Below are 22,682 nucleotides of genomic sequence, written 5' to 3'. Positions count from 1 at the left end.
TTTAAATGAAAGTAACTTGATGATAATGCTCTTCAAGCCCTAGGGCTTGCTTGTTTTTTTCCCCCATAGCCATTAGCGCGATTTGGGGTAAAAATAAGGTAGGGGTGTTGTCATTATCTCTTTTATAAATTTTTGAAGCTTTAAGGCTCAAATTTTCAAAAGCGTGAAAAAGCCCTAAAGAATGCGTAATTAAAAAATCCGCCCCTAAATCAATCCCCAAATAGCGTAAATGCGCACATTGGGATAAGCCGCTTGTTTCATTGGTTTCTAAAAGGGGGGCGTAATTTTGAAAGGACTCTAAAAAATTAGGGCTTTTTAAATGGATTTTATTGAAAAAATGATCGCTTTTTTTAATACGAGAAAATTCAGCCCCTAAAAACGCATCAAAAGGGCTTTTCAATTCCCATGCCAAAAACGCATTAACCCACTCATTAAGATAGACTACCTCAACGCCTTTTTCATAAACGAGCTGGTATTTTTTCAATTTTTCATTAACAGAGTTGATGATTTCAGGGTTGTTGTCTAAAATTTCTTTAGCATGCAAGATATTTAAATACGCATCTTCTTCGCAAAAAATGAGTGAAACGCCATTGGCTTTAGCTAGAGCCAGATTATACGCAGAGGCCGTGAGAAAATCATGCGTGCTGATAATCTTCCCATAATAGCCCCCATCATAACAAAAAGGCAGATCAATGGTTTTTTGTCCCATTTTTTCTAAATAGAGCTTAGCGCTTTTTAAAAGAGGTTGCGTATTTAAATGTTTTGCATAAGCGTTAAAGAGCACGTAAGTTTTGGGGGGGTTGGGCGTTTTAGGGGGGTTAGGGTTGTATTGAAAAAGGCTTAAAAGGTTTTTAGCAAAATCTTTCCATGGCTTGATTTTGGAATTGGTGAGTATTTCTTGCAATTCATAGATTTCATGGTCAATATTATCATCGTTTTTATAGAGGTAATGCGCCACGCTTAAAAAATTCATCACACCGCTTTCAGGCTTAGAAATCATTTCTAACAATCGGTTCCGCTCTGTGGGGTAGCGTTTCATCAGCCATTTAACATACAAGAAAAAGCCATCGCCTAAATACTTGGGGTTGGTTTGGGGGTTGATGAAATTGATTTGAATGAATTTTTCTAACTCTTCTTTTTCGCCTTTAGTGATATAGGGGACTTGTTTGAAAAAATCTTCATAGTTTTTTAAAACTTCCTTTTCATCAATCGTCAAATCTTTTAAAGCGTATCGTTTAGACAAAGGCTCTAACACCCACTCTTTAGAAAAAAACGCCACCAAATCGCTCACTTTAGCGTCTTCAAACACTGCAATTTGGTTGATCTTAAGCGCGATGTTTTCATTATAGCTCACGCCTTTGAGTTGTTTTAAAATATCTAAAAGGTATTGATCTTCTTGGTATTCTAAAAAATAAGACTCATAAGCAGGGTTGTAATCTTTTTTGGCTTCAAAACGAAAGACTTTTAAATGCAATTTCAAAACGCTCATCAATTTTTCCTTTAGCTTTTGTGTAAATTTTCTAAAATCGCGCGATTTTTGGAGTTAGAAAACAGAGCCTCTTTAGAATCTAACCATTCTTTAGACTCTAGTTCGTCTTTCTTTGGCTCTTGAAAGGGTGGCTCTTCTTTTTGAAACACTTCACATGAATCGCAACGATTGAATAAAACGATGTTTTCATTTTTTTCTTTGATGAGGATTTGAATGACGCCAGGAAGCTTGACTTGAACCACGCTACCGATATTATTAGGGCCAAACCCGGCTTCAAATTGCACGCTTTGTGTGTCAATCATCAAGCTTTCTAAAGTGTATCCGGCTAAAACAAACAGCACCAATGGACCAAATTTTTCTTGGATTTCTTCAGGGAGCTTGGGGGAAAAATCAATCGCATCTCTTTCACACAAAAGGTTAAAACTCAAATGGTGTTTAGACAAAAATTGCAAGTATTCCATGCAATGTTTGTTGTTTAAAAGCCTTAATTCTCTTTGCATGCGAGCAGCCTTTCAAATTCTTCTAACAAATGGCGCACCTCTTGCATGCCAATTTCCCAAAATTCTTTGCTATCAATGTCAAAACCAAACATCAGCACCAATTCCCTAGGGCTTTTTGACCCTCCTAAGCTCAAAAATTCCGTGTAAGTTTTAACAAATTCTTTAGCGTCGCTTTTTTTATAAAGCCCATAAAGCGCTAAAGTCAAAAGCTGCCCGTAACTATAAGCGTAGCAATAAAAGGGCGAATGGATAAAATGGGGGATATAGCTCCACCACAAATGGTAGTTTTTAGTGAGTTTCACGCTCTTTTCAAACATTCTTTGATTTTCTTCAAACCAGATTCGATCAAAATCTTTGGTGTCTAATTCTTCATCTATTTCATGGATTCTTCTTTCAAAATTAGTCATCACCACTTGCCTAAAAAGGGTAGAAAAAATATCTTCTAGCTTGCCTGCTAGCATGAAAAGGAGTTCGTCAGATTTCAAACCCTTTTTCAAATGCTCAAAAAACAGCATTTCAGAAAAGACAGAAGCGGTTTCTGCGGTGGTTAAGGGCGTATCCATGTTCAATACGCCTTGTTTTTTGGACAATTCTTGGTGGATCATATGCCCAAATTCATGAGCGATAGTGAAAGCGTCTCGGCGGTTTCCTGTGTAGTTTAACAACACATAAGGGTGAGCGCTAGGCACCCCGCCATGGCTAAAAGCCCCACCTTGCTTAAAGTCTTTAGGGTGTGAATCCACCCAACCCTCTTTGATCGCTTTAGAAGCGATTTTGTGAAATTCTGGGCTAAAGGCTTTAAGGGTTTTAAGCACTTCTTCTAGAGCTTGAGAGTAAGTCATGGTGGTGTTTTCATCGCTTAAAGGGGCGTAGCGATCGTAATCTTTGAGTTTATGCCCTAAAATTTGCGCTTTTTGATGGTAGTAACGATGCACTAAAGAAAAATTAGCGTTCACAATCTCTATCATGCTATCCACGCTCTCTTGGGAGATCTGGTTGTCAATGTGGCGGAAACTCTCTTTTTTATCGTATTTTCTCAGCCTAGTTTCAATGAGCAAATCCTTACGCACCATGTTTAAAATGTAAGTGAGCAAAGGGCGGGATTTTTCTAACGCTTTGCTGAAAGCTTTTTGAGATTTTTTACGGATCTTGCGTTTGGGGTTGTGCAAGAGGGCTAAAATTTCTTCCTCGCTTAAATTTTGCTCTTCAAAAGGGATTTTCAAAGAAGAAAAATGCTCATCAAAAAGACGGCTAAACGCGCCCACTCCCACAGGCGAAAGGGCTAGGGCGATCTTTTCTTCATCTAAATTTAAGGTGTACTTTTTCTTTTCTATGAGATTGTTTAGATAAAAAGCATGGTCTTTGCATTTTTTAATGAAAGCGAGTTGTTTTTTGGCGTCCAAATTCTTAAATTCAATTTCAAAGAATAAAAGGTGTTGTTGGATATTCGCACAAGCCATTTCGCATTGCGAATAAAACTTCGCTTCTTTGGTGTTCTTAGCAAAAAGTAATTGAGCGTAAGTCATTACCCTAGAGATTTTTTCTAACAAATTTTCGTAATGTTTAAGAGCGTTGGCAAATCCTGTAGCGTCTAAATTCTTAAGGTTATTTTGATAAGCGTTCTCAAATTCTTGCACTTCTGTTTGTAAGGTTTTTAAAAATTCTTCTGCGCTTTCTTTATTTTCAAATAAAGCACTTAAATCCCATTCTTGCTCTTTCATGAAATCCCCTTTTTATATTAATTTGGAGTTAAAATACGCTTGTATTTTAACATAACACTGACAACACAAGCAAACTTATCATTTGGTTTTTGCGCCATTATTTTTTAGCCGGCTCATTTTCTTGGCTCTTTTGGTGCAAAATAAATTGAGCGATGGATTCTAGGTATTTTAAAATAAAAGGGGTTGCTAACATAGAAAAGACCACCATAAGAATAAGGAGCTGGTGGATGTCATTTTGAGCGATACTTAAGATATTTTTTTGGTGCAAAAAACCAAGAATCCCTTTTTTTTCTTGCAAATTAAAGAGCTGGTGCGAGCCTGAATTTAAAAAGATAACAAAAGAAAATTCCCCGATTTGCGCTAAAGAAAGAGCGGTTTTTATGGCAGTTTTAGCGTCTCTAAAAAAACGCAAAAGCGCATAAATGATAGCAGTCTTAAAACCCATCACTAAAATGAGCAAAAAGATGACAACAAAGAACTTCTCCATAAAGAAACTCACATTAATTTGCATCCCTATCGTGATGAAAAAAAGGGCTAAGAAGAGATTTTTTAATTGCGCGAATTCTTCTTGGACATTGATCTTATAGCGCGATTTAGAAATCGCCATGCCCACAATGAACGCTCCCAAAGACATAGAAAACCCAAAAAAATGGCTCAACCCCGCCGCGCTGCAAACAATCACTAAAATCGTGCCTATAAAAATTTCAGGCAGGCGCGTGTCTTTTGCTTGCTCTAAGATGAGATTAGCCCCTTTTTTTCCAGGCAATAACAAAAGAACTAAAATAATCCCTGCTGAAATAAAGGTTTTAAGAATGAGTAAATTAACATTAGAATCTTTACTGCCTAGAATAGTGAGGATTAAAAGCATGGGAATGGCGGCAATATCTTGGAAAATCAAAATCCCCACCGCGCTCTTTCCCATAGGCGTGCTAAGCTGTTTGGAATCTTCAAAGAATTTCAGCACAATAGCGGTTGAAGAGAGCGAAAGCCCCATGCCTAAAACAAGGGAAAAAATGGGTGAAAGACCCAAAACAAAATACCCCAATAAAAAAGCGATTAAAGCGCACAAAATGACTTGTAAAAGCCCAAAAACCAGCACTTCTTGTTTGATGGATTTGAGCTTGTCAAAATTAAACTCAATGCCTATCATAAACATTAAAAAGACGATACCAAATTCGCCAATATCAGACAACAAATCAAAATCATTAATTTTAAAAAAAGCCGCTAAGACCGTTCCTGTGCAAATGTAACCAATGATAACAGGCATGTCTAATTTCTTTAAAAAGATTCCAAAGCCCACAGCAAGCCATAAGCCAGCAATAACAATATAAAGTGTGCTGTTTTCCATAAAAACCTTTCCCCAGTAGAATCAATTTGTTTTAAAGAAATAAAAGCGAAACTATCCTATTAAATTGAGCCATTAAATAACACTATTGAATAAAATAATATCTATCAAATATATATAAGTAATTTATTATTTAAATCTTACTAAACCCATATTCAAACGCAAACACCAAACACTCTATTGAGTAAAATAAAAATTAAAACGCTAGGATTATACTGCGTTAAGGCAAACTTTCTGTTTATGAAAAAAATTTTTGAACCCCAACCTTTTAAGAGTCGGCTAGGGTTTAATTTGATGAGAAAGAGCGAATGAAAGAACGGATTAAAAAGTGAAGACATAATCCACATACCAAGAATAGTAGCGGATAAGCCCCACATCTTTACTGCCCTGATTAACCATAGGGAATTTCACGCCCGCTTCAAACGCGCTGCGATCCCCAACGCGCATTCTTCCGCCTAAATTCCATAAGAACTGGAATCTCGTTTGATTGACATCATAAGGGAACATCCAAGTGTTTCCGGCTAATTGAACGCCACCAATGAGACCTAGAGCGAATTTATCCAAAGGAATGAGATTGACGATCAAATCGCCACCGCCGCCATAGGTGAGCAAATTGGTTTTGGTGTGTTCAGTCCCTGAAGTGTTAAACCAATCTAAAAAGCCATACACCCTAGCCCCAAACCATTTATTGGCAAAGCCTACAAAACCTAATTTGAAATTCAAACCATAAAGGTCATTGCCATGGCGCCAATCAGAGTAATTGCTGTTATAAGGGCCATAACGACCCTGCTGATAACCCGCACCCATAAAAAACCCATTCACTTCGCCAGCCAGCGCCAAACTCGCACTCAAGCTTAAAATACAAGCAATTCTTTTAATCATAATAAATCCTTCTTGTTAAATTAAAGTTACACCTTAAAATCGGTTATTTTTCTAAAAGATTTAATTTTTTATCAAAGATTGAGGGTTTTAGAGTGAAAATATTGATTAAATCATGGATAAGCGGGATAGACCTACAAAACCATCTCAAACTTTTAAAATGCAAATTTTTAAGATACAAATAGGTATAATCACCAACTTCAATCATTTAATCAAAGGGAGTTCTATGAAAAATACTTTCAAAGCGTTTGCCTTTTTAATCGTATTTTTTTCAAGCGCTCTGTTGGCACAGGATTTAAAAATCGCTGCTGCTGCTAATCTCACGCACGCTTTAAAAGTTCTTGTTAAAGAATTTCAAAAAGAACACCCAAAAGACGCTATTAGTATTAGTTTTAATTCTTCAGGCAAACTCTACGCTCAAATCACTCAAAACGCCCCTTTTGATTTATTCATTTCAGCAGATATGATTAGACCTAAAAAGCTTTATGAAGAAAAAATAACCCCTTTTAAAGAAGAAGTTTATGCTAAGGGCGTGTTGGTTTTATGGAGTGAAAATCTAAAAATAGATTCTTTAGAGATCCTTAAAGACCCTAAAATTAAGCGTATCGCTATGGCTAATCCTAAATTAGCCCCCTATGGAAAAGCCAGCATGGAAGTCTTAGATCGTTTAAAACTCACTTCTAGCCTTAAATCTAAAATCATTTATGGCGCTTCTGTTTCTCAAGCCCATCAATTTGTCGCTACTAAAAACGCTCAAATAGGCTTTGGAGCGTTATCCTTGATGGATAAAAAAGATAAAAACCTTTCTTATTTCATCATTGATAAAACCCTTTATCACCCCATTGAACAAGCCTTGATCATCACTAAAAATGGGGCTAATAACCCTTTAGCCAAAGTTTTTAAAGATTTTTTATTCAGCCCTAAAGCTAGAGCTATCTTTAAAGAATACGGCTATATTGTGGATTAAAACGCATAAAAAAGGCGAGCAATGGATCATGAGTTTTTGATTACCATGCGTTTGAGCTTTTCTTTAGCTTTTATTACCACTCTTATTTTACTCCCTATAGGGATTTTTTTAGGCTATTTTTTAAGCCTTAAACGCAATCTTTTAACGAGCTTCACAGAAACGCTTGTGTATATGCCTTTAGTTTTACCCCCAAGCGTGCTAGGGTTTTATCTTCTTTTAATGTTTTCGCCTTCTTCTTTTTTGGGAGCGTTTTTACAAGATGTTTTCAGCGTGAAACTTGTTTTCAGTTTTCAAGGGCTTATTTTAGGGAGTGTGATTTTTTCCTTACCCTTTATGGTAAGCCCTATTAAAAGCGCGTTAATTTCCTTGCCCACTTCTTTAAAAGAAGCCAGTTATAGTTTGGGAAAAGGGGAATATTACACCCTTTTTTTTGTCCTGCTCCCTAACATCAAACCCAGTTTATTGATGGCTATCATCACAACTTTTACGCACACTATAGGTGAATTTGGCGTGGTGATGATGCTTGGGGGTGATATATTAGGGGAAACAAGAGTGGCGAGTATTGCGATTTTTAACGAAACTGAAGCGCTCAATTATTCTAAAGCCCATCAATACGCCTTAACGCTCACGCTTATCAGTTTTAGCCTCTTATTTGTTACCCTATTTTTGAATAAAAAACAAAGCTCGTTTTTATGATAAAAGCGCGGTTTAAAAAACACCTTTTAGGATCTAGGGGCGCGTTTGATTTGAATATAGACTTAGAAATTAAAGAAGCGGAAGTTGTCGCTTTATTAGGAGAATCGGGAGCGGGTAAAAGCACGATTTTACGCATTTTAGCAGGGCTTGAAGCGGTGGATAGCGGCTATATTGAAGTCAATCATTCAGTATGGCTAGACACTCAAAAAAAGATTTTTTTAAAACCACAACAACGAAAAATCGGCTTTGTGTTTCAAGATTACGCCCTATTCCCTCATTTAAATGTGTATCAAAACATCGCTTTTGCTCACCCTAAAGATAAAAATAAAATCCACGAAGTGTTACGCTTAATGCGTTTAGAAAATCTAAGCCAGCAAAAAATTTCTCAACTCTCTGGCGGGCAAGCCCAACGAGTCGCTTTAGCAAGAGCTTTAATCGCAGCCAAGAATTTATTGCTTTTAGATGAGCCTTTAAACGCCCTAGATAATACCTTAAAAAACGAAGTGCAACAAGGTTTGCTTGATTTTATCAAGCGTGAAAATTTAAGCGTGTTATTGGTGAGTCATAACCCCAATGAAATAACCAAACTCGCGCAAACTTTCCTCTTTTTAAACAATGGCGTTATTGATCCTAATCAAGAAAATCGGCTTTTTTCAAACCGCTTATTGATAAAACCTCTCTTTGAAGATGAAAATTATTGCCATTATGAGGTCATTCCTCAAACGATTAGTTTGCCCAAAGATTGTCTGAACCCAACTTTTAAGCTTGATTTCAATCAAAACAAAAAATTTTAGAAATATTTTTTCATTTTCTCTTAAAACCCTCTTATTTTTCAAAAGGAGTTGTTTAGAACAACCGCTAAAATCAAGCTCTTTTATGATTAGCGTTCAATGAAAACAGAGCCAATCTTTTAGTTTTTCAAAAAATCCTCTATTCTTTTGACGCTCTCTGTTTTGCCTAAAATGAAAAGCGCTTCTTTAAGGCCTATCCCGCCCCCCTTACCCAAAAGGGCTAATCTTAAAGGCTGCATGAAACTACCCGCTTTAATCTTTTCTTCTTCAATGATTTTGTGCATGGCGTTTTCTAGCGCGCTTTCATCGTTGAAATTGGCTTCTTTTAATTCCAGCTTAAACTTTTCTAACAAGGGCATAACGAGCGCTTGATTGAGTTTTTTAAAAACCTTTTCTTCATACTCCACAGGAGCGATTAAAACATCATCTATTTTAAGGGCTAATTCTTTTAAAGTTTGAGATCTTTCTTTGAGAGCGTCCAACAAGCGATCCAATTGAGCGGGGTTTAAATGAGAAAGATCGCTAAAACTAAAAGGCTTTAAAAGCTTTAATAATTCCTGTGCGCTTTGGTTTTTTAAATAATGAGCGTTGAGCCAATTAAGCTTGTGCCAGCTAAAGCAACTGGGCGAAGAATTCAAATCTTTAGGGTCAAAACATTCCAATAATTCTTGCATGCTAAAAATTTCTTTATCTTGATAGCTCCACCCCAAACGCGCTAAAAAATTCACTAAAGCTTCCTTAAGATAGCCCCTTTCTTGATAGTCCATCACATTAGTGGCCCCATGGCGTTTGCTTAATTTTTGCCCTTCTTCATTCAAAATCATCGGCACATGGAAAAAATTAGGGATTTTAAAATTCAAAGCCTTATAGAGAACGATTTGTTTAGGGGTGTTAGAAAGGTGATCATCGCCTCTAATCACATCAGTAATCCCCATTAAAGCGTCATCAATAGTAACCACAAAATTATAAGTGGGCGTCCCATCGCTCCTGGCAATGATAAAATCGTCTAATTCGTTAGTGTTCACTCTCACTTCGCCTTTAACCCCGTCATTAAAACTAATGATTTCATTTTGCGGGACTTTAATCCTTACTACAGGCTCTATGCCTTTAGGGGGCGTGCCTTTAAAATCACGATAACGATTGTCATAGCGTGGGGTTTCTTTCCTAGCTTTTTGTTCTTCTCTCAAAGCGTCCAACTCATCTTTACTCATGTAGCAATAATAGGCTTTGTCTTCGTCTAAGAGTTTTTGGATATATTCTTTATAAATCTCAAAGCGTTTGGATTGGTAGAGGATTTCTCCATCGTATTCTAGCCCCACCCATTTGAAAGCCTCTATAATGGCGTTAGCCGCTTCTATCGAGTTACGGCTCAAATCCGTGTCTTCAATGCGTAAAAAAAATTTTCCTTGATTGGCTCGTGCAAAAAGATAATTAAAAATGGCTGTTCTTAAGCCTCCTATGTGGAGATAACCAGTGGGCGACGGGGCGAAGCGCGTAACGATCAAACTCATTATTCTAACCTTAAAAATAAAATGCTCTTATTGTATTCAAAAATGGCTTAAAAATGGTTTCACTTTTTTCTATTAAAATTAGTGTATCATTGAGATTATTTTTAATAGGATCACCCATGCAAAAAACCTTATTTCCTTTACCCTTATTATTTTTATCTTTTTGTATCGCTGAAGAAAATGGGGCGTATGCGAGCGTGGGTTTTGAATATTCTATCAGTCATGCGATCCAACACAATGACCCTTTTTCAAATCAAGAACGCATCCAAATCATTTCTAACGCTCAAAATAAGATCTATAAACTCCATCAAGTCAAAAATGAAATCACCAACATGCCTAAAACCTTTGCATATATCAACAACGCTTTAAAAAACCATTCCAAATTAACCCCCACTGAAATGCAAGCTGAAAAATACTACCTCCAATCCAGCTTTGAAAATATTGAAAAAATAGTCACGCTTAGCGGTGGCGTTGCATCTAACCCTAAACTAGCCCAAGCGTTAGAAAAAATGCAAGAACCCATTACTAACCCTTTAGAATTTGAAGAGAACTTAAAAAATTTAGAATCGCAATTTGCCCAATCTCAAAACCGCATGCTTTCTTCTTTATCTTCTCAAATCGCTCAAATTTCAAATTCTTTGAACACGCTTGATCCCACCTCTTATTCTAAAAACGTTTCAAGCATGTATGGGGTGAGTTTGAATGTGGGTTATAAGCATTTCTTCACCAAGAAAAAAAATCAAGGGTTGCGCTATTACTTGTTCTATGATTATGGTTACACCAATTTTGGTTTTGTGGGCAACGGCTTTGATGGTTTGGGCAAAATGAATAACCATCTCTATGGGCTTGGGATAGACTATCTTTATAATTTCATTGATAATGCAAAAAAACATTCTAGCGTGGGTTTTTATGCGGGCTTTGCTTTAGCGGGGAGTTCGTGGGTGGGGAGTGGTTTAGGCATGTGGGTGAGCCAAACGGATTTTATCAACAATTACTTGACGGGCTATCAAGCTAAAATGCACACGAGTTTTTTCCAGATCCCTTTGAATTTTGGGGTTCGTGTGAATGTCAATAGGCATAACGGCTTTGAAATGGGCTTGAAAATCCCTTTAGCGGTGAATTCCTTTTATGAAACGCATGGCAAAGGGCTAAACACTTCCCTCTTTTTCAAACGCCTTGTGGTGTTTAATGTGAGTTATGTTTATAGTTTTTAGGGGGGTAAATGCCTTCAAACGCTCTTTTGATTGAAGAAATCGCTCGCCTAATCAATGTTTCTCATAGCAGCGTGCATAACTGGATCAAAACCAATCTTTTAGAGAAACTAGAGATTGATCATAAAATTTATGTGAAAACAAGCTCTTTTTTAGATTTTTGCCGCAACCATTTAGGGAAAAACAAGCTTAACAAATACGCTAACAAATCCTTAAAAGGCACGCATAACCATCAAGAATTGATTTTAAAATACCTACAAATATTAGAAAATAGCTCTGATTTAGAAAAGCTGGGTTCTTATTATGAAGAAGAACTTTCTAACACCACCAGAAATTTGGAAGGCATTTACTACACTCCTAATAAAATAGTAGAACAACTTTTCACTCTCCCTAAAGATTTTGATGCCTCTCAAGCGATTTTTTGCGATCCGGCTGTGGGGAGCGGGAATTTTATCATGCATGCTTTAAAACTGGGTTTTAAGGTTGAAAATATTTATGGCTATGATACGGACGCTTTCGCTATCGCTTTGACTAAAAAGCGTATTAAAGAGCGTTATCATTTAGATTGCCCTAATATTGTGCAAAAAGATTTTTTAAATTTAAAACACACCCCACAATTTGATTGCATTTTCACTAACCCGCCATGGGGCAAGAAATACAATCAAAACCAAAAAGAAAATTTCAAACAGAAATTCAACCTCTCTCAAAGCCTAGATAGCGCGTCGCTCTTTTTTATAGCGAGTTTGAATTGTTTAAAAGAAAACGCTCATTTGGGGCTATTATTACCCGAAAGTTGTTTGAATATTGATGCGTTTAGCAAAATGCGAGAAGTGGCTTTAAAGTTTCAAATCAGAAGCTTGATTGATTTTAACAAACCTTTTAAAAATCTAATGACTAAGGCTGTGGGTTTGGTGCTTAAAAAAACCCCTAATAAGGATCAAAAAATCTCATGCTTTTATCAAAATAGCAAGTTCAAACGCTCGCCCTATTCTTTTTTAAACAACCCTAAAAAGATTTTTAATATCCATTGCTCTCACCAAAAAAATAAAATTTTAGACCACCTTTTTTCCCTTCCTCATATCACTTTAAAAAATAACGCTCATTTTGCTTTAGGGATTGTTACAGGCAACAATAAAGAAAAATTACACTCCAAACAAGAAAAAAATACCATTCCTATTTTTAGAGGTTCAGATATTTTAAAAGACAGATTAAAAGCCCCTAGCCAATTCATTAACGCTGATTTGAAAGACTGCCAGCAAGTCGCTCCCTTAAGCCTTTATCAGGCTAGAGAAAAAATCGTGTATAAATTCATTTCTTCAAAGCTTGTCTTTTTTTATGACAATAAGCAACGCCTTTTTTTAAACAGCGCGAACATGTTTGTTTTAAAAGAAAATTTCCCTATCAACGCTCATGCGTTAAAAGAATTGTTAAACAGCGATTTAATGCAATTTATTTTTGAATCGCTTTTTAAAACGCATAAAATCTTAAGAAAAGATTTGGAATGTTTGCCCCTATTTGCGCAATTTATTAACAATAGTTTTGATGAAAAATTTTATTTAAAAAATTTGGGGATAGAAAAAAAGACCCTAAACATTTTACCATCAGGAAAAACCATGCACACCGCTTGTCTTTTGGCTTTAGGGGATAACCTCATCACGCTTAGCCTTTTAAAAGAAATCGCTTTCAAACAGCAACAGCCCCTTAAAATCCTAGGCACTCGTTTGACTTTAAAAATCGCCAAGCTTTTAGAATGCGAAAAACATTTTGAAATCATTCCTCTTTTTGAAAATGTCCCTGCTTTTTACGATCTTAAAAAACAAGGCGTTTTTTTAGCGATGAAGGATTTTTTATGGTTGTTAAAAGCGATTAAAAAGCACAAAATCAAACATTTGATTTTAGAAAAACAAGATTTTAGAAGTTTTCTTTTAGCCAAATTTGTTTCCATAACCACTCCAAATAAAGAAATTAAAAATGTTTATCAAAACCGCCAGGAGTTGTTTTCTCAAATTTATGGGCATGTTTTTGATAACCCTTTATATCCCATGAGTGTAAAAAACCCTAAAAAGATTTTAATCAATCCTTTCACAAGATCCATAGACCGAAGTATCCCTTTAGAGCATTTAAAAATCGTTTTAAAACTCTTAAAACCCTTTTGTGTTACGCTTTTAGATTTTGAAGAACGATACGCTTTTTTAAAAGATAAAGTCGCTCATTATCGCACTAAAACCAGTCTAGAAGAAGTTAAAAACCTGATTTTAGAAAGCGATTTGTATATAGGGGGGGATTCGTTTTTAATCCATTTGGCTTACTATTTAAAAAAAAATTATTTTATCTTTTTTTATAGGGATAATGACGATTTCATGCCGCCTAAGAATGAAAATTTTCTAAAAGCCCATAAAAGCCATTTGATAGAACAGGATTTAGCTAAAAAATTCCGCCATTTGGGGCTATTATAATATTGTGTTATACTTCTAATTTCAATTTTGCTTGTTAGGACATTCATGAAAAATATTAGAAATATCGCTGTAATCGCGCATGTTGATCATGGGAAAACCACTCTAGTGGATGGTTTACTTTCTCAATCTGGCACATTTAGTGAGAGGGAAAAAGTGGATGAAAGGGTGATGGATAGCAACGACTTAGAAAGAGAAAGAGGGATCACTATCCTGTCTAAAAACACCGCTATTTATTACAAAGACACTAAAATCAATATCATTGACACTCCCGGGCATGCTGATTTTGGGGGCGAAGTGGAGCGCGTTTTAAAAATGGTGGATGGGGTGTTGCTTTTAGTGGACGCTCAAGAAGGGGTCATGCCTCAAACTAAATTCGTGGTTAAAAAGGCTTTGAGTTTTGGGATTTGCCCTATTGTGGTGGTGAATAAAATTGATAAGCCTGCCGCTGAACCGGACAGAGTGGTGGATGAAGTTTTTGACTTGTTCGTAGCCATGGGGGCTAGCGATAAACAATTGGATTTCCCTGTGGTGTATGCCGCCGCACGAGATGGCTATGCGATGAAAAGTTTAGACGATGAAAAGAAAAATTTAGAGCCTTTATTTGAAACGATTTTAGAGCATGTGCCAAGCCCTAGCGGGAGCGTGGATGAGCCTTTGCAAATGCAAATTTTTACGCTTGATTATGACAATTATGTAGGCAAAATCGGTATCGCTAGGGTGTTTAATGGCTCGGTTAAAAAGAATGAAAGCGTGCTGTTGATGAAAAGCGATGGGAGTAAAGAAAATGGCCGTATCACTAAGCTTATAGGTTTTTTAGGGCTGGCTAGGACTGAGATTGAAAACGCTTATGCGGGCGATATTGTAGCGATTGCTGGGTTTAATGCGATGGATGTGGGCGATAGCGTCGTTGATCCTGCTAACCCCATGCCTTTAGATCCCATGCATTTAGAAGAGCCTACGATGAGCGTGTATTTTGCTGTCAATGATTCGCCCTTAGCCGGGTTAGAAGGAAAGCATGTTACTGCTAATAAGTTGAAAGACAGGCTCTTAAAAGAAATGCAAACCAATATCGCTATGAAATGCGAAGAAATGGGCGAAGGTAAGTTTAAAGTGAGCGGGCGTGGGGAATTGCAAATCACTATTTTAGCTGAAAATTTACGCCGTGAAGGGTTTGAATTTAGCATTTCACGCCCTGAAGTCATCATTAAAGAAGAAAATGGCGTTAAATGCGAGCCTTTTGAGCATTTAGTGATTGACACGCCCCAAGATTTTAGCGGGGCTATCATTGAGAGATTGGGCAAAAGAAAAGCCGAGATGAAAGCGATGAATCCCATGAGCGACGGCTATACAAGATTAGAATTTGAAATTCCTGCAAGAGGGCTTATCGGTTATAGGAGCGAGTTTTTAACCGACACTAAGGGCGAAGGCGTGATGAATCATAGCTTTTTAGAATTCCGCCCTTTTAGCGGGAGCGTGGAATCGCGTAAAAATGGGGCGCTCATTAGCATGGAAAATGGCGAAGCGACCGCTTTTTCCCTTTTCAATATCCAAGAAAGAGGCGCGCTTTTTATCAACCCCCAAACGAAGGTTTATGTGGGTATGGTCATTGGCGAGCACAGCCGGGATAATGATTTAGATGTCAATCCTATCAAATCCAAGCACTTAACCAACATGAGAGCGAGCGGGAGCGATGATGCGATCAAACTCACCCCACCTAGGACTATGGTGTTAGAAAGAGCGTTAGAATGGATTGAAGAAGATGAGATTTTAGAAGTTACCCCCTTGAATTTAAGGATCAGAAAAAAGATTTTAGACCCTAACATGAGAAAAAGGGCGAAAAAATAGGTAATTTGTATAAGGTAGCAGATATTTTTTGTGGTGCTGGAGGATTGAGCTATGGCTTTTCTAAGCACCCTTATTTTGAATTGATATGGGCTAACGATATAGACAAGGACGCCATTTTAAGCTATCAAGCCAATCATAAAGAGGCGCAAACCATTTTATGCGATATTATGCAACTTCATTGCCACAACTTGCCATGCGTTCCAATTGACATTCTACTAGGCGGACCACCATGCCAGAGCTACTCCACGCTTGGCAAAAGAAAAATGGATGAAAAAGCGAATCTGTTTAGAGAATATTTGCGGCTTTTAGACTTAGTGAAACCAAAAATATTTGTTTTTGAAAATGTGGTGGGTTTAATGTCTATGCAAAAAGGGCAATTGTTCCAACAAATTTGTAACGCTTTTAAAGAGAGAGGTTATATTTTAGAGCATGCCATTTTAAACGCCCTAGATTATGGTGTGCCTCAAATAAGAGAGCGAGTGATTTTAGTGGGCGTGCTTAAACGCTTTAAACAAAAATTTTACTTCCCTAAACCCATAAAAACATATTTTTCTTTAAAAGACGCTTTAGGGGATTTACCGCCCATTCAAAGCGGTGAAAATGGTGATGCTTTAGATTATCTTAAAAATGCGGATAATGTTTTTTTGGAATTTGTGCGAAATTCTAAAGAATTAAGCGAGCATAGCAGCCCTAAAAACAATGAAAAACTGATAAAAATCATGCAAACGCTAAAAGACGGACAGAGTAAAGACGATTTGCCAGAAAGTCTGTGCCCCAAAAGTGGTTATACCAATACCTATGCCAAAATGTGGTGGGAAAAACCAGCCCCCACCATTACGAGAAATTTTTCTACCCCAAGCAGTTCTAGGTGTATCCATCCAAGGGACTCTAGAGCGTTAAGCATTAGAGAGGGGGCAAGATTGCAAAGCTTTCCTGATAATTATAAATTCTATGGGAGTGGTAGCGCTAAAAGATTGCAAATTGGCAATGCCGTGCCGCCTTTATTGAGTGTAGCGCTCGCACAGGCGGTTTTTGACTTTTTAAAGGGGTAAGATGTTTAACAATAATGACTTTAAGGATTACAGAAAATTACTGGGTTTTGGTTCGCAAAATGCGTTTAAGGAATTTTTAGGCGCTAAAGACATACAACCTTGCGTTGATTTCAATTATTTAAACGCGCTCAAAAAAAGGCTTATTGAAATTTTTAGCGCTATCAATAGTATTTATTGTTTTAAATATAATGAGTATGAATTGGAATGCTTTTTTAAAAATTCCATAGAGCGAGTGTTTTCAAAGATAGTGGATACTCATATTATTTATAAGCTGAATAATCAAGGCAGAAGACCTGAAGAAGTTTGTTTTTCTTGGATGCGTGGGTTTTTAGTAGCGGAGTTTTTTAAGGATTTTATCGCTTGTCTTTTTGGCGCACAAAAAGAAACCATCAAATTTTTTGGTGGGGATAATTTTGAGAGCATAGAAAGCTTTAAAAGAAGTCCTAAAGCCGATTTTTTGTTGGACAATCATTTATTGCTAGAAGTTCAAAGCGACTTTCAAGGAATCAATGATATTAAAGAACATAAAGTTTTAGAAGCTAAAAGGCGTTTGATAACAGATAAAATTCCTACTATTGTGGTGCATTTTGATCTGTTTAACGGGCAAGTGGCGTGCGTAGAAATTTCTAAAATCAAAGACAATGATTTGAATTTGGATAACCCGCCAACAAATGGAAGGGCAGAGCGTTTTTAATATTTCGCAAAACTTTTTTGATTACAAAATTACAGAAATACCTAATAAGTCGCTTTCATAAAAACCCATAATACAACCTAAATAAAACACAAGATAAGAGCATTAAAAAGGTGGTAGATGGATTGAATGCTTGTTATTTTTTGCCTGACATTCAGCATGAGTGTGTGCGCCTCAAATGAGAGAGCGAGTGATTTTAGTGGGCACGCTTAAAAGTTTTAAACAAAAATTTTACTTCCCTAAACCCATAAAAACGCATCTTTCTCAACCAACTTATATTGATCCACCCTATCTTTTTTATTGCCTTCTGCTAAAAGTGATCCCATAAACTTCATTCCTGATTTGAAACAAGGGATCAGTAGGGGCTTCTACGCCTTTAGGGAGATCAGCTGGGAAATACACGTCTTTATTGCAACCCATTCCTTCGTATTTTTCAACTTTCAATGTCCCCACCAATAATTCTCTATGTTTGCCTTTCCAAAGCGCGGTCGTGTCGTTGGTGGCATCATTTTGATTCGCAAAGATTAGATACATTTGGTATTCTATGGGCTTAGTTTTAAGGTGTTGTTGGAATGAAGAAAGCAGATAATTTGAATCTTTTTGCTTTAACTCTTGAGGATTTAAGTATTTAACGCCGTCTTTAGGCACAAATTTCCACCTCGCAGGCAATAATTTCTCTCCCTTATCTTTAAACTTGAACGCATGCACGCTATAATAAGGCGTGTTAGCCACGCTTGAGCTAATCCCTATCGTTTTCATATAGGCGGCAAAATTCCTATAAGAGGGGACTTCTTCATAAAGCTTTTTGATTCTTGCTTCATCTACCTTGCCATTTTTAGGAATCCTCATCTCAAAAAATTGAGCGAATTCTTTAGGGTTTTTGGCAAAATTGATTTCTGTATTGAGCATCACCATTGTCCAACTAGCGTTTTGATTTTCTAGTTTTAACGCCATTCCCCTAACCTTGCTTTTATCGTCCATCGCTACGCCCCCTAAAGAATACCTTACAGACGCAGGGATTTCTTTTTCATTGAGTAATGGCACCTCTAAATCCTCTCTTGCTTGCGGGTTAGGGAGGAACACGCCTTTAGTGCAAAACCCCTTCGTGTGGTTGATTTTCATTTTAGGCTCTTTGGCGTTGAGTTTGTAGAAAATGTCAGCGATCTCTTCAGCACTCACTTCATGGGCTTTTAAAAAACCCAAACTCAAAACCAAACACAAGCTCAAACCAATTTTTTTCATTTTTGCTCCTTATTGTCATTTTTTTAATCTATGTATTGATGTAAAAACCATTTTTAGCTTTAAAATATTATCATATTATATCACTATCAATGCAGATAGTTTTTAAAGCGACTATGTAAAACTATGTAAAATAGAAGCTTTTTCACTAGCAAACTGGCGTTTGAAAATTTAAATTTTGTAAATTTTGAGAAAAACTAGCTTGATTTTAAACTAAATCTATATTCTTTTATGCTAGAATTACTTTTACAGAGTAATTTATCTATTCTCAGGTAGAGTAAGGAAGAGGAATGAAATTAAAGAAACGAAAAGTTGCGGCTACATTGCTAAAGCGTTTTACCTTGCCACTATTGTTCACGACAGGGTCATTAGGGGCGGTTACTTATGAAGTGCATGGGGACTTTATTAACTTCTCCAAGGTGGGTTTTAACCACTCGCCCATTAACCCTGTTAAAGGTATCTATCCTACAGAGACTTTTGTTAACCTTACAGGTAAGCTAGAGGGGTCTATACATTTGGGTAGGGGATGGACCGTGAATTTAGGTGGTGTTTTGGGCGGACAAGTTTATGATAGCACTAGGTATGATAGGTGGGCAAAGGATTTTACTCCCCCAAGCTATTGGGATAAAACTTCTTGCGGCACTGATTCTATGAGCCTTTGTATGAATGCGACTAAAATGTGGGAGCAATCAGGGCCAGGTGGCGTCATTAACCCTAGAGGTATTGGTTGGGAGTATATGGGTGAGTGGAACGGCTTGTTCCCTAACTACTATCCGGCTAACGCCTACTTGCCTGGGGGTTCAAGGCGCTATGAAGTTTATAAAGCGAATCTTACCTATGATAGCGACAGAGTCCATATGGTAATGGGGCGCTTTGATGTTACCGAGCAGGAGCAAATGGATTGGGTTTACCAATTGTTCCAAGGTTTTTATGGGACTTTCAAGCTTACGAATAAGATGAAATTCTTGCTCTTTAGCTCTTGGGGTCGTGGTATCGCTGATGGTCAATGGTTATTCCCCATTTATCGTGAAAAGCCTTGGGGTATTCATAAAGCCGGTATTATTTATCGCCCTACAAAGAATCTAATGATTCACCCTTATGTGTATCTCATCCCAGAGGTAGGTACGTTGCCTGGTGCTAAAATAGAATACGATACCAATCCTGAGTTTAGCGGTATGGGCATGAGGAACAGAACGACTTTTTATGTGTTGTATGACTATCGTTGGAATAACGCTGAATACGGTCGTTACGCACCCGCTCGTTATAACACTTGGGATCCGTTCTTGGACAATGGTAAGTGGCGTGGCTTGCAAGGTCCTGGTGGTGCGACGCTCTTTTTACGCCACCATATAGACATTAACAACTACTTTGTGGTTGGTGGTGCTTATCTCAACATTGGTAACCCTAACATGAACTTAGGTACTTGGGGTAACATCATCGCTGTGGATGGTATCGAACAATGGGTCGGCAGTATCTATAGCTTAGGGTTTGCAGGGATTGACAACATTACCGATGCTGACGCGTTCACTGAGTATGTTAAAGGTGGAGGCAAGCATGGTAAGTTCAGTTGGAGTCTCTACCAACGCTTCACTACCGCTCCAAGGGCATTGGAATATGGTATTGGTATGTATCTAGACTATCAGTTCAGCAAACATGTTAAAGCGGGTCTCAAACTCGTATGGTTAGAGTTCCAAATTCGTGCGGGTTACAACCCTGGAACCGGTTTCCTTGGGCCAAACGGTCAGCCGCTCAACTTGAATAATGGTTTGTTTGAATCTTCTGCATTCGCGCAAGGTCCTCAAGACATGGGTGGCATTAAAAAGAGTATTACCCAAGATAGAAGCCATTTGATGACACACATCAGTTATAGTTTCTAAGGGAGTTTCCCTATTCTCTTAGATATGCCTTCTTTTGTATTTTTATTTTAATATCTTTGGGAGTTAGGGCTTTGGAAATTAAGAAATATTTTTTTATGCTCTATTTTTTTGCTTTTTTCTAGTCTTTTTTTATCCAAACTTCAAGCTTATAAATTCAACATGAGCATTGTTGGAAAGGTGAGCAGCTATACCAAGTTTGGCTTTAACAACCAAAGATACCAGCCTTCTAAAGACATTTATCCTACAGGTAGCTACACTTCTTTGCTCGGCGAATTGAATTTGAGCATGGGGTTATACAAGGGCTTGAGGGCAGAAGTAGGGGCGATGATGGCAGCGCTCCCCTATGACTCTACCGCCTATCAAGGCAACAATATCCCTAACGGCCAGCCCGGCTCTAGGACGGATCCTTTTGGGGCGGGTATCTTTTGGCAATATATTGGTTGGTATGCGGGGCATAGTGGTTTGCAAGTGCAAAAACCTCGTTTAGCCATGGTGCATAACGCTTTTTTGAGCTACAACTACAAAAAAGACAAATTCAGTTTTGGCGTGAAAGGGGGGCGCTATGATGCTGAAGAGTATGATTGGTTCACTTCTTACACTCAAGGGGTTGAAGGCTTTGTCAAATATAAAGACACTAGGTTAAGGGTGATGTATTCAGACGCTAGGGCTTCAGCGTCAAGCGACTGGTTTTGGTATTTTGGGCGCTACTATACAAGCGGTAAGGCTCTAATGATAGCGGATTTGAAATATGAAAAAGACAACCTAAAAATCAACCCTTATTTTTATGCGATCTTTCAAAGAATGTATGCGCCAGGCATTAATATCACTTATGACACCAACCCTAATTTCAACAATAAGGGTTTTCGTTTTGTAGGCACTTTCGTGGGGTTTTTCCCCATTTTTGCCACTCCGGCTAATCAAAATGATATTATCCTCTTCCAACAAGTGCCGTTAGGAAAGAGCGGGCAAACTTATTTCTTCCGCACCCGTTTTTACTATAATAAGTGGCAATTTGGGGGCAGTGTCTATAAAAATATCGGTAACGCTAATGGTGATATAGGTATTTATGGGGATCCTTTGGGGTATAACATTTGGACGAATAGTATTTATGACGCAGAAATTAACAATATTGTTGGCGCTGATGTTATCAACGGGTTTTTATATGTAGGCTCACAATATAGAGGGTTTAGTTGGAAAATTTTAGGCCGTTGGACGGATAGCCCAAGGGCTGATGAAAGGAGTCTCGCGCTCTTTTTGAGTTATTTTTCTAATAAGTATAATATTAGAATGGATTTGAAACTAGAATATTATGGCAATATCACCAAAAAAGGCTATTGTATTGGGTATTGTGGCATGTATGTTCCAACCGATCCTAACGGGCCTGGGACACAGCCTTTAACGCACAATGTGTATTCTGACCGAAGCCATATAATGTTTAACATTACTTATGGTTTTAGGATTTACTAGCATTTTATCCTTAATGGATATTTTTGATTAGCCTTTTTAAAATATTAAAAGGCTCTGCTCCAATCAAATATTAATACTCAAAAAGCCTTATTTGACTTTATTATTCAACATTTAATACACTAAAACAAAACACCACACCCTACGCAGTTTTTCAACAAGCTAAACGAGTTTAAAGATGATGTTTTTACAACCCCTAAGGCTAAAGAATACATTGACATAGCGAGCGGTTTTCATAAGCTTTTTAAAAACGACGCTAAGATCGCTTTAAGCCTAAAGCCAGCCACAACGAAAAATTTAAGCCAAGGTTTAGCGACCACTTTAAGCGGAGCGTTAAAATACCAGTGGACTAAATTCACGCTAGGGACTTTATACCGCAACGCGCCCGATCGTATTTTAGGAGTGAAGTTACCCAAAGCGCTAAACGAAGCCACCGCAGGAGCGGCCTTAAAGTATCACATTAAAAGAGCGCTTGAGAGAAGCCACTCAATAAGCGATTTTAGTAAGAATTTAGAATTAAGCGCCAAAAACGCTAAATTTTCAAACAACACGCTTAAAATCATTGAAGAGCTTAATAACGGCGTTAAACAAGCGAGCGAAGAAATCAAAGAGAAAGCGACTAAATACGAAAAAGCCTTACAAGAATTACAAAAGATTGATGAAAGCAAGCTTACTAAAGAACAGCAACAAGTTTTAAAAGTGTTTAAAGGCGAGCTAGATCAAGCAGAAATCAAAGGCATAGACTTAAACGACCTTTATATTTTAGAACAAGGATCAAGGAATGCAGGCGCTAAAAAGATACTCATTAAACATTACGGAGAAGATAGCACCGGAGGACTAACTAACGACGAGCTAATCAACATGAGCGAAGTGATCAAAAACGGAAGCGTGTTATTAGAAAGTTTTGAAAGCCTTAAAAACGGCTTTAGATACGCTTACGAATGGGAGAAT

Annotated in this window: 18 protein-coding genes and 4 pseudogenes; 12 read left to right on the top strand and 10 right to left on the bottom strand. The window is 37.5% G+C overall.

Features of this window, described 5'->3' with window-relative positions; genetic code table 11:
- Nucleotide 1: 1 nt before the first annotated feature.
- The 7 genes from QT74_RS02330 to QT74_RS08655 form a co-directional block, all read right to left on the bottom strand.
- Nucleotides 2-1,489 (bottom strand): DUF5644 domain-containing protein, encoded by a 1,488-nt coding sequence (locus QT74_RS02330; RefSeq protein ID WP_033764357.1) that lies wholly within the window; start codon nt 1,487-1,489, stop codon nt 2-4.
- 11 nt (nt 1,490-1,500) lie between these two features.
- Entirely contained in the window at nt 1,501-1,989 is a 489-nt protein-coding gene (locus tag QT74_RS02325) for a hypothetical protein (RefSeq protein ID WP_033764355.1), read from the bottom strand.
- Complete coding sequence (locus QT74_RS02320) at nt 1,974-3,710, bottom strand: M3 family oligoendopeptidase (protein ID WP_033764353.1); 1,737 nt, start codon at nt 3,708-3,710, stop codon at nt 1,974-1,976. The genes QT74_RS02325 and QT74_RS02320 overlap by 16 nt, the downstream gene beginning before the upstream one ends.
- A 97-nt stretch (nt 3,711-3,807) precedes the next feature.
- Nucleotides 3,808-5,058 (bottom strand): cation:proton antiporter, encoded by a 1,251-nt coding sequence (locus QT74_RS02315; RefSeq protein ID WP_033764351.1) that lies wholly within the window; start codon nt 5,056-5,058, stop codon nt 3,808-3,810.
- A gap of 152 nt (nt 5,059-5,210) precedes the next feature.
- Nucleotides 5,211-5,393, bottom strand: coding sequence for a hypothetical protein (locus QT74_RS08660; protein WP_080247149.1), 183 nt, complete (start codon nt 5,391-5,393; stop codon nt 5,211-5,213).
- Nucleotides 5,377-5,937 carry an outer membrane beta-barrel protein gene (locus QT74_RS02310; RefSeq protein WP_000595776.1) on the bottom strand — a complete coding sequence of 187 codons (561 nt, stop codon included), beginning with the start codon at nt 5,935-5,937 and terminating at the stop codon, nt 5,377-5,379. The genes QT74_RS08660 and QT74_RS02310 overlap by 17 nt, the downstream gene beginning before the upstream one ends.
- 43 nt (nt 5,938-5,980) lie before the next feature.
- Nucleotides 5,981-6,142: a hypothetical protein gene (locus tag QT74_RS08655; protein WP_033764348.1), complete on the bottom strand. Its 162-nt coding sequence runs from the start codon at nt 6,140-6,142 to the stop codon at nt 5,981-5,983.
- 18 nt (nt 6,143-6,160) lie between these two features.
- Between QT74_RS08655 and modA the strand changes: the two genes are divergently transcribed.
- The 3 genes from modA to QT74_RS02290 are packed head-to-tail and all read left to right on the top strand — an operon-like array spanning nt 6,161 to nt 8,391.
- On the top strand, nt 6,161-6,901 hold the full coding sequence (gene modA, locus QT74_RS02300) for a molybdate ABC transporter substrate-binding protein (RefSeq protein ID WP_033764346.1): 741 nt from the start codon (nt 6,161-6,163) through the stop codon (nt 6,899-6,901).
- A gap of 21 nt (nt 6,902-6,922) precedes the next feature.
- Nucleotides 6,923-7,597, top strand: coding sequence for a molybdate ABC transporter permease subunit (modB, locus tag QT74_RS02295; protein WP_033764344.1), 675 nt, complete (start codon nt 6,923-6,925; stop codon nt 7,595-7,597).
- Nucleotides 7,594-8,391, top strand: coding sequence for an ATP-binding cassette domain-containing protein (locus tag QT74_RS02290; RefSeq protein ID WP_033764342.1), 798 nt, complete (start codon nt 7,594-7,596; stop codon nt 8,389-8,391). Before modB ends, QT74_RS02290 begins: the two co-directional genes overlap by 4 nt.
- A 116-nt stretch (nt 8,392-8,507) precedes the next feature.
- On the opposite strand, the gene gltX is transcribed toward QT74_RS02290, so the two are convergent.
- Nucleotides 8,508-9,899, bottom strand: a complete 1,392-nt coding sequence (gene gltX / locus QT74_RS02285; protein WP_033764340.1) for a glutamate--tRNA ligase — start codon at nt 9,897-9,899, stop codon at nt 8,508-8,510.
- Nucleotides 9,900-10,015: 116 nt separating this feature from the next.
- On the opposite strand from gltX, the gene hopJ reads away from it, so the two are divergent.
- From hopJ to QT74_RS02255, 6 genes and pseudogenes are all read left to right on the top strand, one after another.
- Nucleotides 10,016-11,110 (top strand): Hop family outer membrane protein HopJ/HopK, encoded by a 1,095-nt coding sequence (hopJ, locus tag QT74_RS02280; protein ID WP_033764338.1) that lies wholly within the window; start codon nt 10,016-10,018, stop codon nt 11,108-11,110.
- Between the two features lie 8 nt (nt 11,111-11,118).
- Nucleotides 11,119-12,755: pseudogene (locus QT74_RS02275) on the top strand (class I SAM-dependent methyltransferase).
- Entirely contained in the window at nt 12,721-13,563 is an 843-nt protein-coding gene (locus QT74_RS02270) for a glycosyltransferase family 9 protein (RefSeq protein WP_033764335.1), read from the top strand. The pseudogene QT74_RS02275 and the gene QT74_RS02270 overlap by 35 nt, the downstream one beginning before the upstream one ends.
- 45 nt (nt 13,564-13,608) lie before the next feature.
- Nucleotides 13,609-15,408 carry a translational GTPase TypA gene (gene typA, locus QT74_RS02265; protein WP_000790220.1) on the top strand — a complete coding sequence of 600 codons (1,800 nt, stop codon included), beginning with the start codon at nt 13,609-13,611 and terminating at the stop codon, nt 15,406-15,408.
- Nucleotides 15,409-15,413: 5 nt separating this feature from the next.
- The gene (locus QT74_RS02260) at nt 15,414-16,460 is read left to right on the top strand and encodes a DNA cytosine methyltransferase (protein ID WP_033764332.1); all 1,047 of its coding nucleotides are present in this window, start codon (nt 15,414-15,416) and stop codon (nt 16,458-16,460) included.
- 1 nt (nt 16,461) lies between these two features.
- Nucleotides 16,462-17,215 (top strand): annotated as a pseudogene (locus QT74_RS02255) (restriction endonuclease).
- Between the two features lie 233 nt (nt 17,216-17,448).
- Here QT74_RS02255 and QT74_RS02250 read toward each other — a convergent pair.
- A complete protein-coding gene (locus QT74_RS02250) occupies nt 17,449-18,393 on the bottom strand; it encodes a catalase family peroxidase (RefSeq protein ID WP_033764330.1) in 945 nt (314 codons plus the stop codon).
- A 287-nt stretch (nt 18,394-18,680) separates the two neighbouring features.
- Between QT74_RS02250 and hofC the strand changes: the two genes are divergently transcribed.
- On the top strand, nt 18,681-20,267 hold the full coding sequence (gene hofC / locus QT74_RS02245; RefSeq protein ID WP_033764327.1) for an outer membrane beta-barrel protein HofC: 1,587 nt from the start codon (nt 18,681-18,683) through the stop codon (nt 20,265-20,267).
- Nucleotides 20,268-20,338: 71 nt separating this feature from the next.
- A pseudogene (hofD, locus tag QT74_RS02240) lies at nt 20,339-21,734 on the top strand (outer membrane beta-barrel protein HofD).
- A 230-nt stretch (nt 21,735-21,964) separates the two neighbouring features.
- Here the strand turns inward: hofD and QT74_RS08830 are convergent.
- Nucleotides 21,965-22,165: a hypothetical protein gene (locus QT74_RS08830; RefSeq protein WP_033764324.1), complete on the bottom strand. Its 201-nt coding sequence runs from the start codon at nt 22,163-22,165 to the stop codon at nt 21,965-21,967.
- Between QT74_RS08830 and QT74_RS08500 the strand changes: the two are divergent.
- Nucleotides 22,134-22,682, top strand: a pseudogene (locus QT74_RS08500) (DUF3519 domain-containing protein); the annotation flags it as partial. The gene QT74_RS08830 and the pseudogene QT74_RS08500 sit on opposite strands and share 32 nt — an antisense overlap.

It is taken from the genome of Helicobacter pylori SA213A (assembly GCF_000476275.1).
Classification (GTDB): Bacteria; Campylobacterota; Campylobacteria; order Campylobacterales; family Helicobacteraceae; genus Helicobacter; species Helicobacter pylori_CL.
The sequence above is the reverse complement of the archived record's forward strand: the minus strand, read 5'-3'. Positions and strand labels throughout refer to the sequence as shown.

What these genes read in the sequence shown, in the direction of transcription:
- QT74_RS02330 (WP_033764357.1), bottom strand. Translation starts at nt 1,489, where the DNA reads ATGAGCGTTTTGAAATTGCATTTAAAAGTCTTTCGTTTTGAAGCCAAA.
- QT74_RS02325 (WP_033764355.1), bottom strand. Translation starts at nt 1,989, where the DNA reads ATGCAAAGAGAATTAAGGCTTTTAAACAACAAACATTGCATGGAATAC.
- QT74_RS02320 (WP_033764353.1), bottom strand. Translation starts at nt 3,710, where the DNA reads ATGAAAGAGCAAGAATGGGATTTAAGTGCTTTATTTGAAAATAAAGAA.
- QT74_RS02315 (WP_033764351.1), bottom strand. Translation starts at nt 5,058, where the DNA reads ATGGAAAACAGCACACTTTATATTGTTATTGCTGGCTTATGGCTTGCT.
- QT74_RS08660 (WP_080247149.1), bottom strand. Translation starts at nt 5,393, where the DNA reads ATGTCTTCACTTTTTAATCCGTTCTTTCATTCGCTCTTTCTCATCAAA.
- QT74_RS02310 (WP_000595776.1), bottom strand. Translation starts at nt 5,937, where the DNA reads ATGATTAAAAGAATTGCTTGTATTTTAAGCTTGAGTGCGAGTTTGGCG.
- QT74_RS08655 (WP_033764348.1), bottom strand. Translation starts at nt 6,142, where the DNA reads ATGATTGAAGTTGGTGATTATACCTATTTGTATCTTAAAAATTTGCAT.
- modA (WP_033764346.1), top strand. Translation starts at nt 6,161, where the DNA reads ATGAAAAATACTTTCAAAGCGTTTGCCTTTTTAATCGTATTTTTTTCA.
- modB (WP_033764344.1), top strand. Translation starts at nt 6,923, where the DNA reads ATGGATCATGAGTTTTTGATTACCATGCGTTTGAGCTTTTCTTTAGCT.
- QT74_RS02290 (WP_033764342.1), top strand. Translation starts at nt 7,594, where the DNA reads ATGATAAAAGCGCGGTTTAAAAAACACCTTTTAGGATCTAGGGGCGCG.
- gltX (WP_033764340.1), bottom strand. Translation starts at nt 9,899, where the DNA reads ATGAGTTTGATCGTTACGCGCTTCGCCCCGTCGCCCACTGGTTATCTC.
- hopJ (WP_033764338.1), top strand. Translation starts at nt 10,016, where the DNA reads ATGCAAAAAACCTTATTTCCTTTACCCTTATTATTTTTATCTTTTTGT.
- QT74_RS02270 (WP_033764335.1), top strand. Translation starts at nt 12,721, where the DNA reads ATGCACACCGCTTGTCTTTTGGCTTTAGGGGATAACCTCATCACGCTT.
- typA (WP_000790220.1), top strand. Translation starts at nt 13,609, where the DNA reads ATGAAAAATATTAGAAATATCGCTGTAATCGCGCATGTTGATCATGGG.
- QT74_RS02250 (WP_033764330.1), bottom strand. Translation starts at nt 18,393, where the DNA reads ATGAAAAAAATTGGTTTGAGCTTGTGTTTGGTTTTGAGTTTGGGTTTT.
- hofC (WP_033764327.1), top strand. Translation starts at nt 18,681, where the DNA reads ATGAAATTAAAGAAACGAAAAGTTGCGGCTACATTGCTAAAGCGTTTT.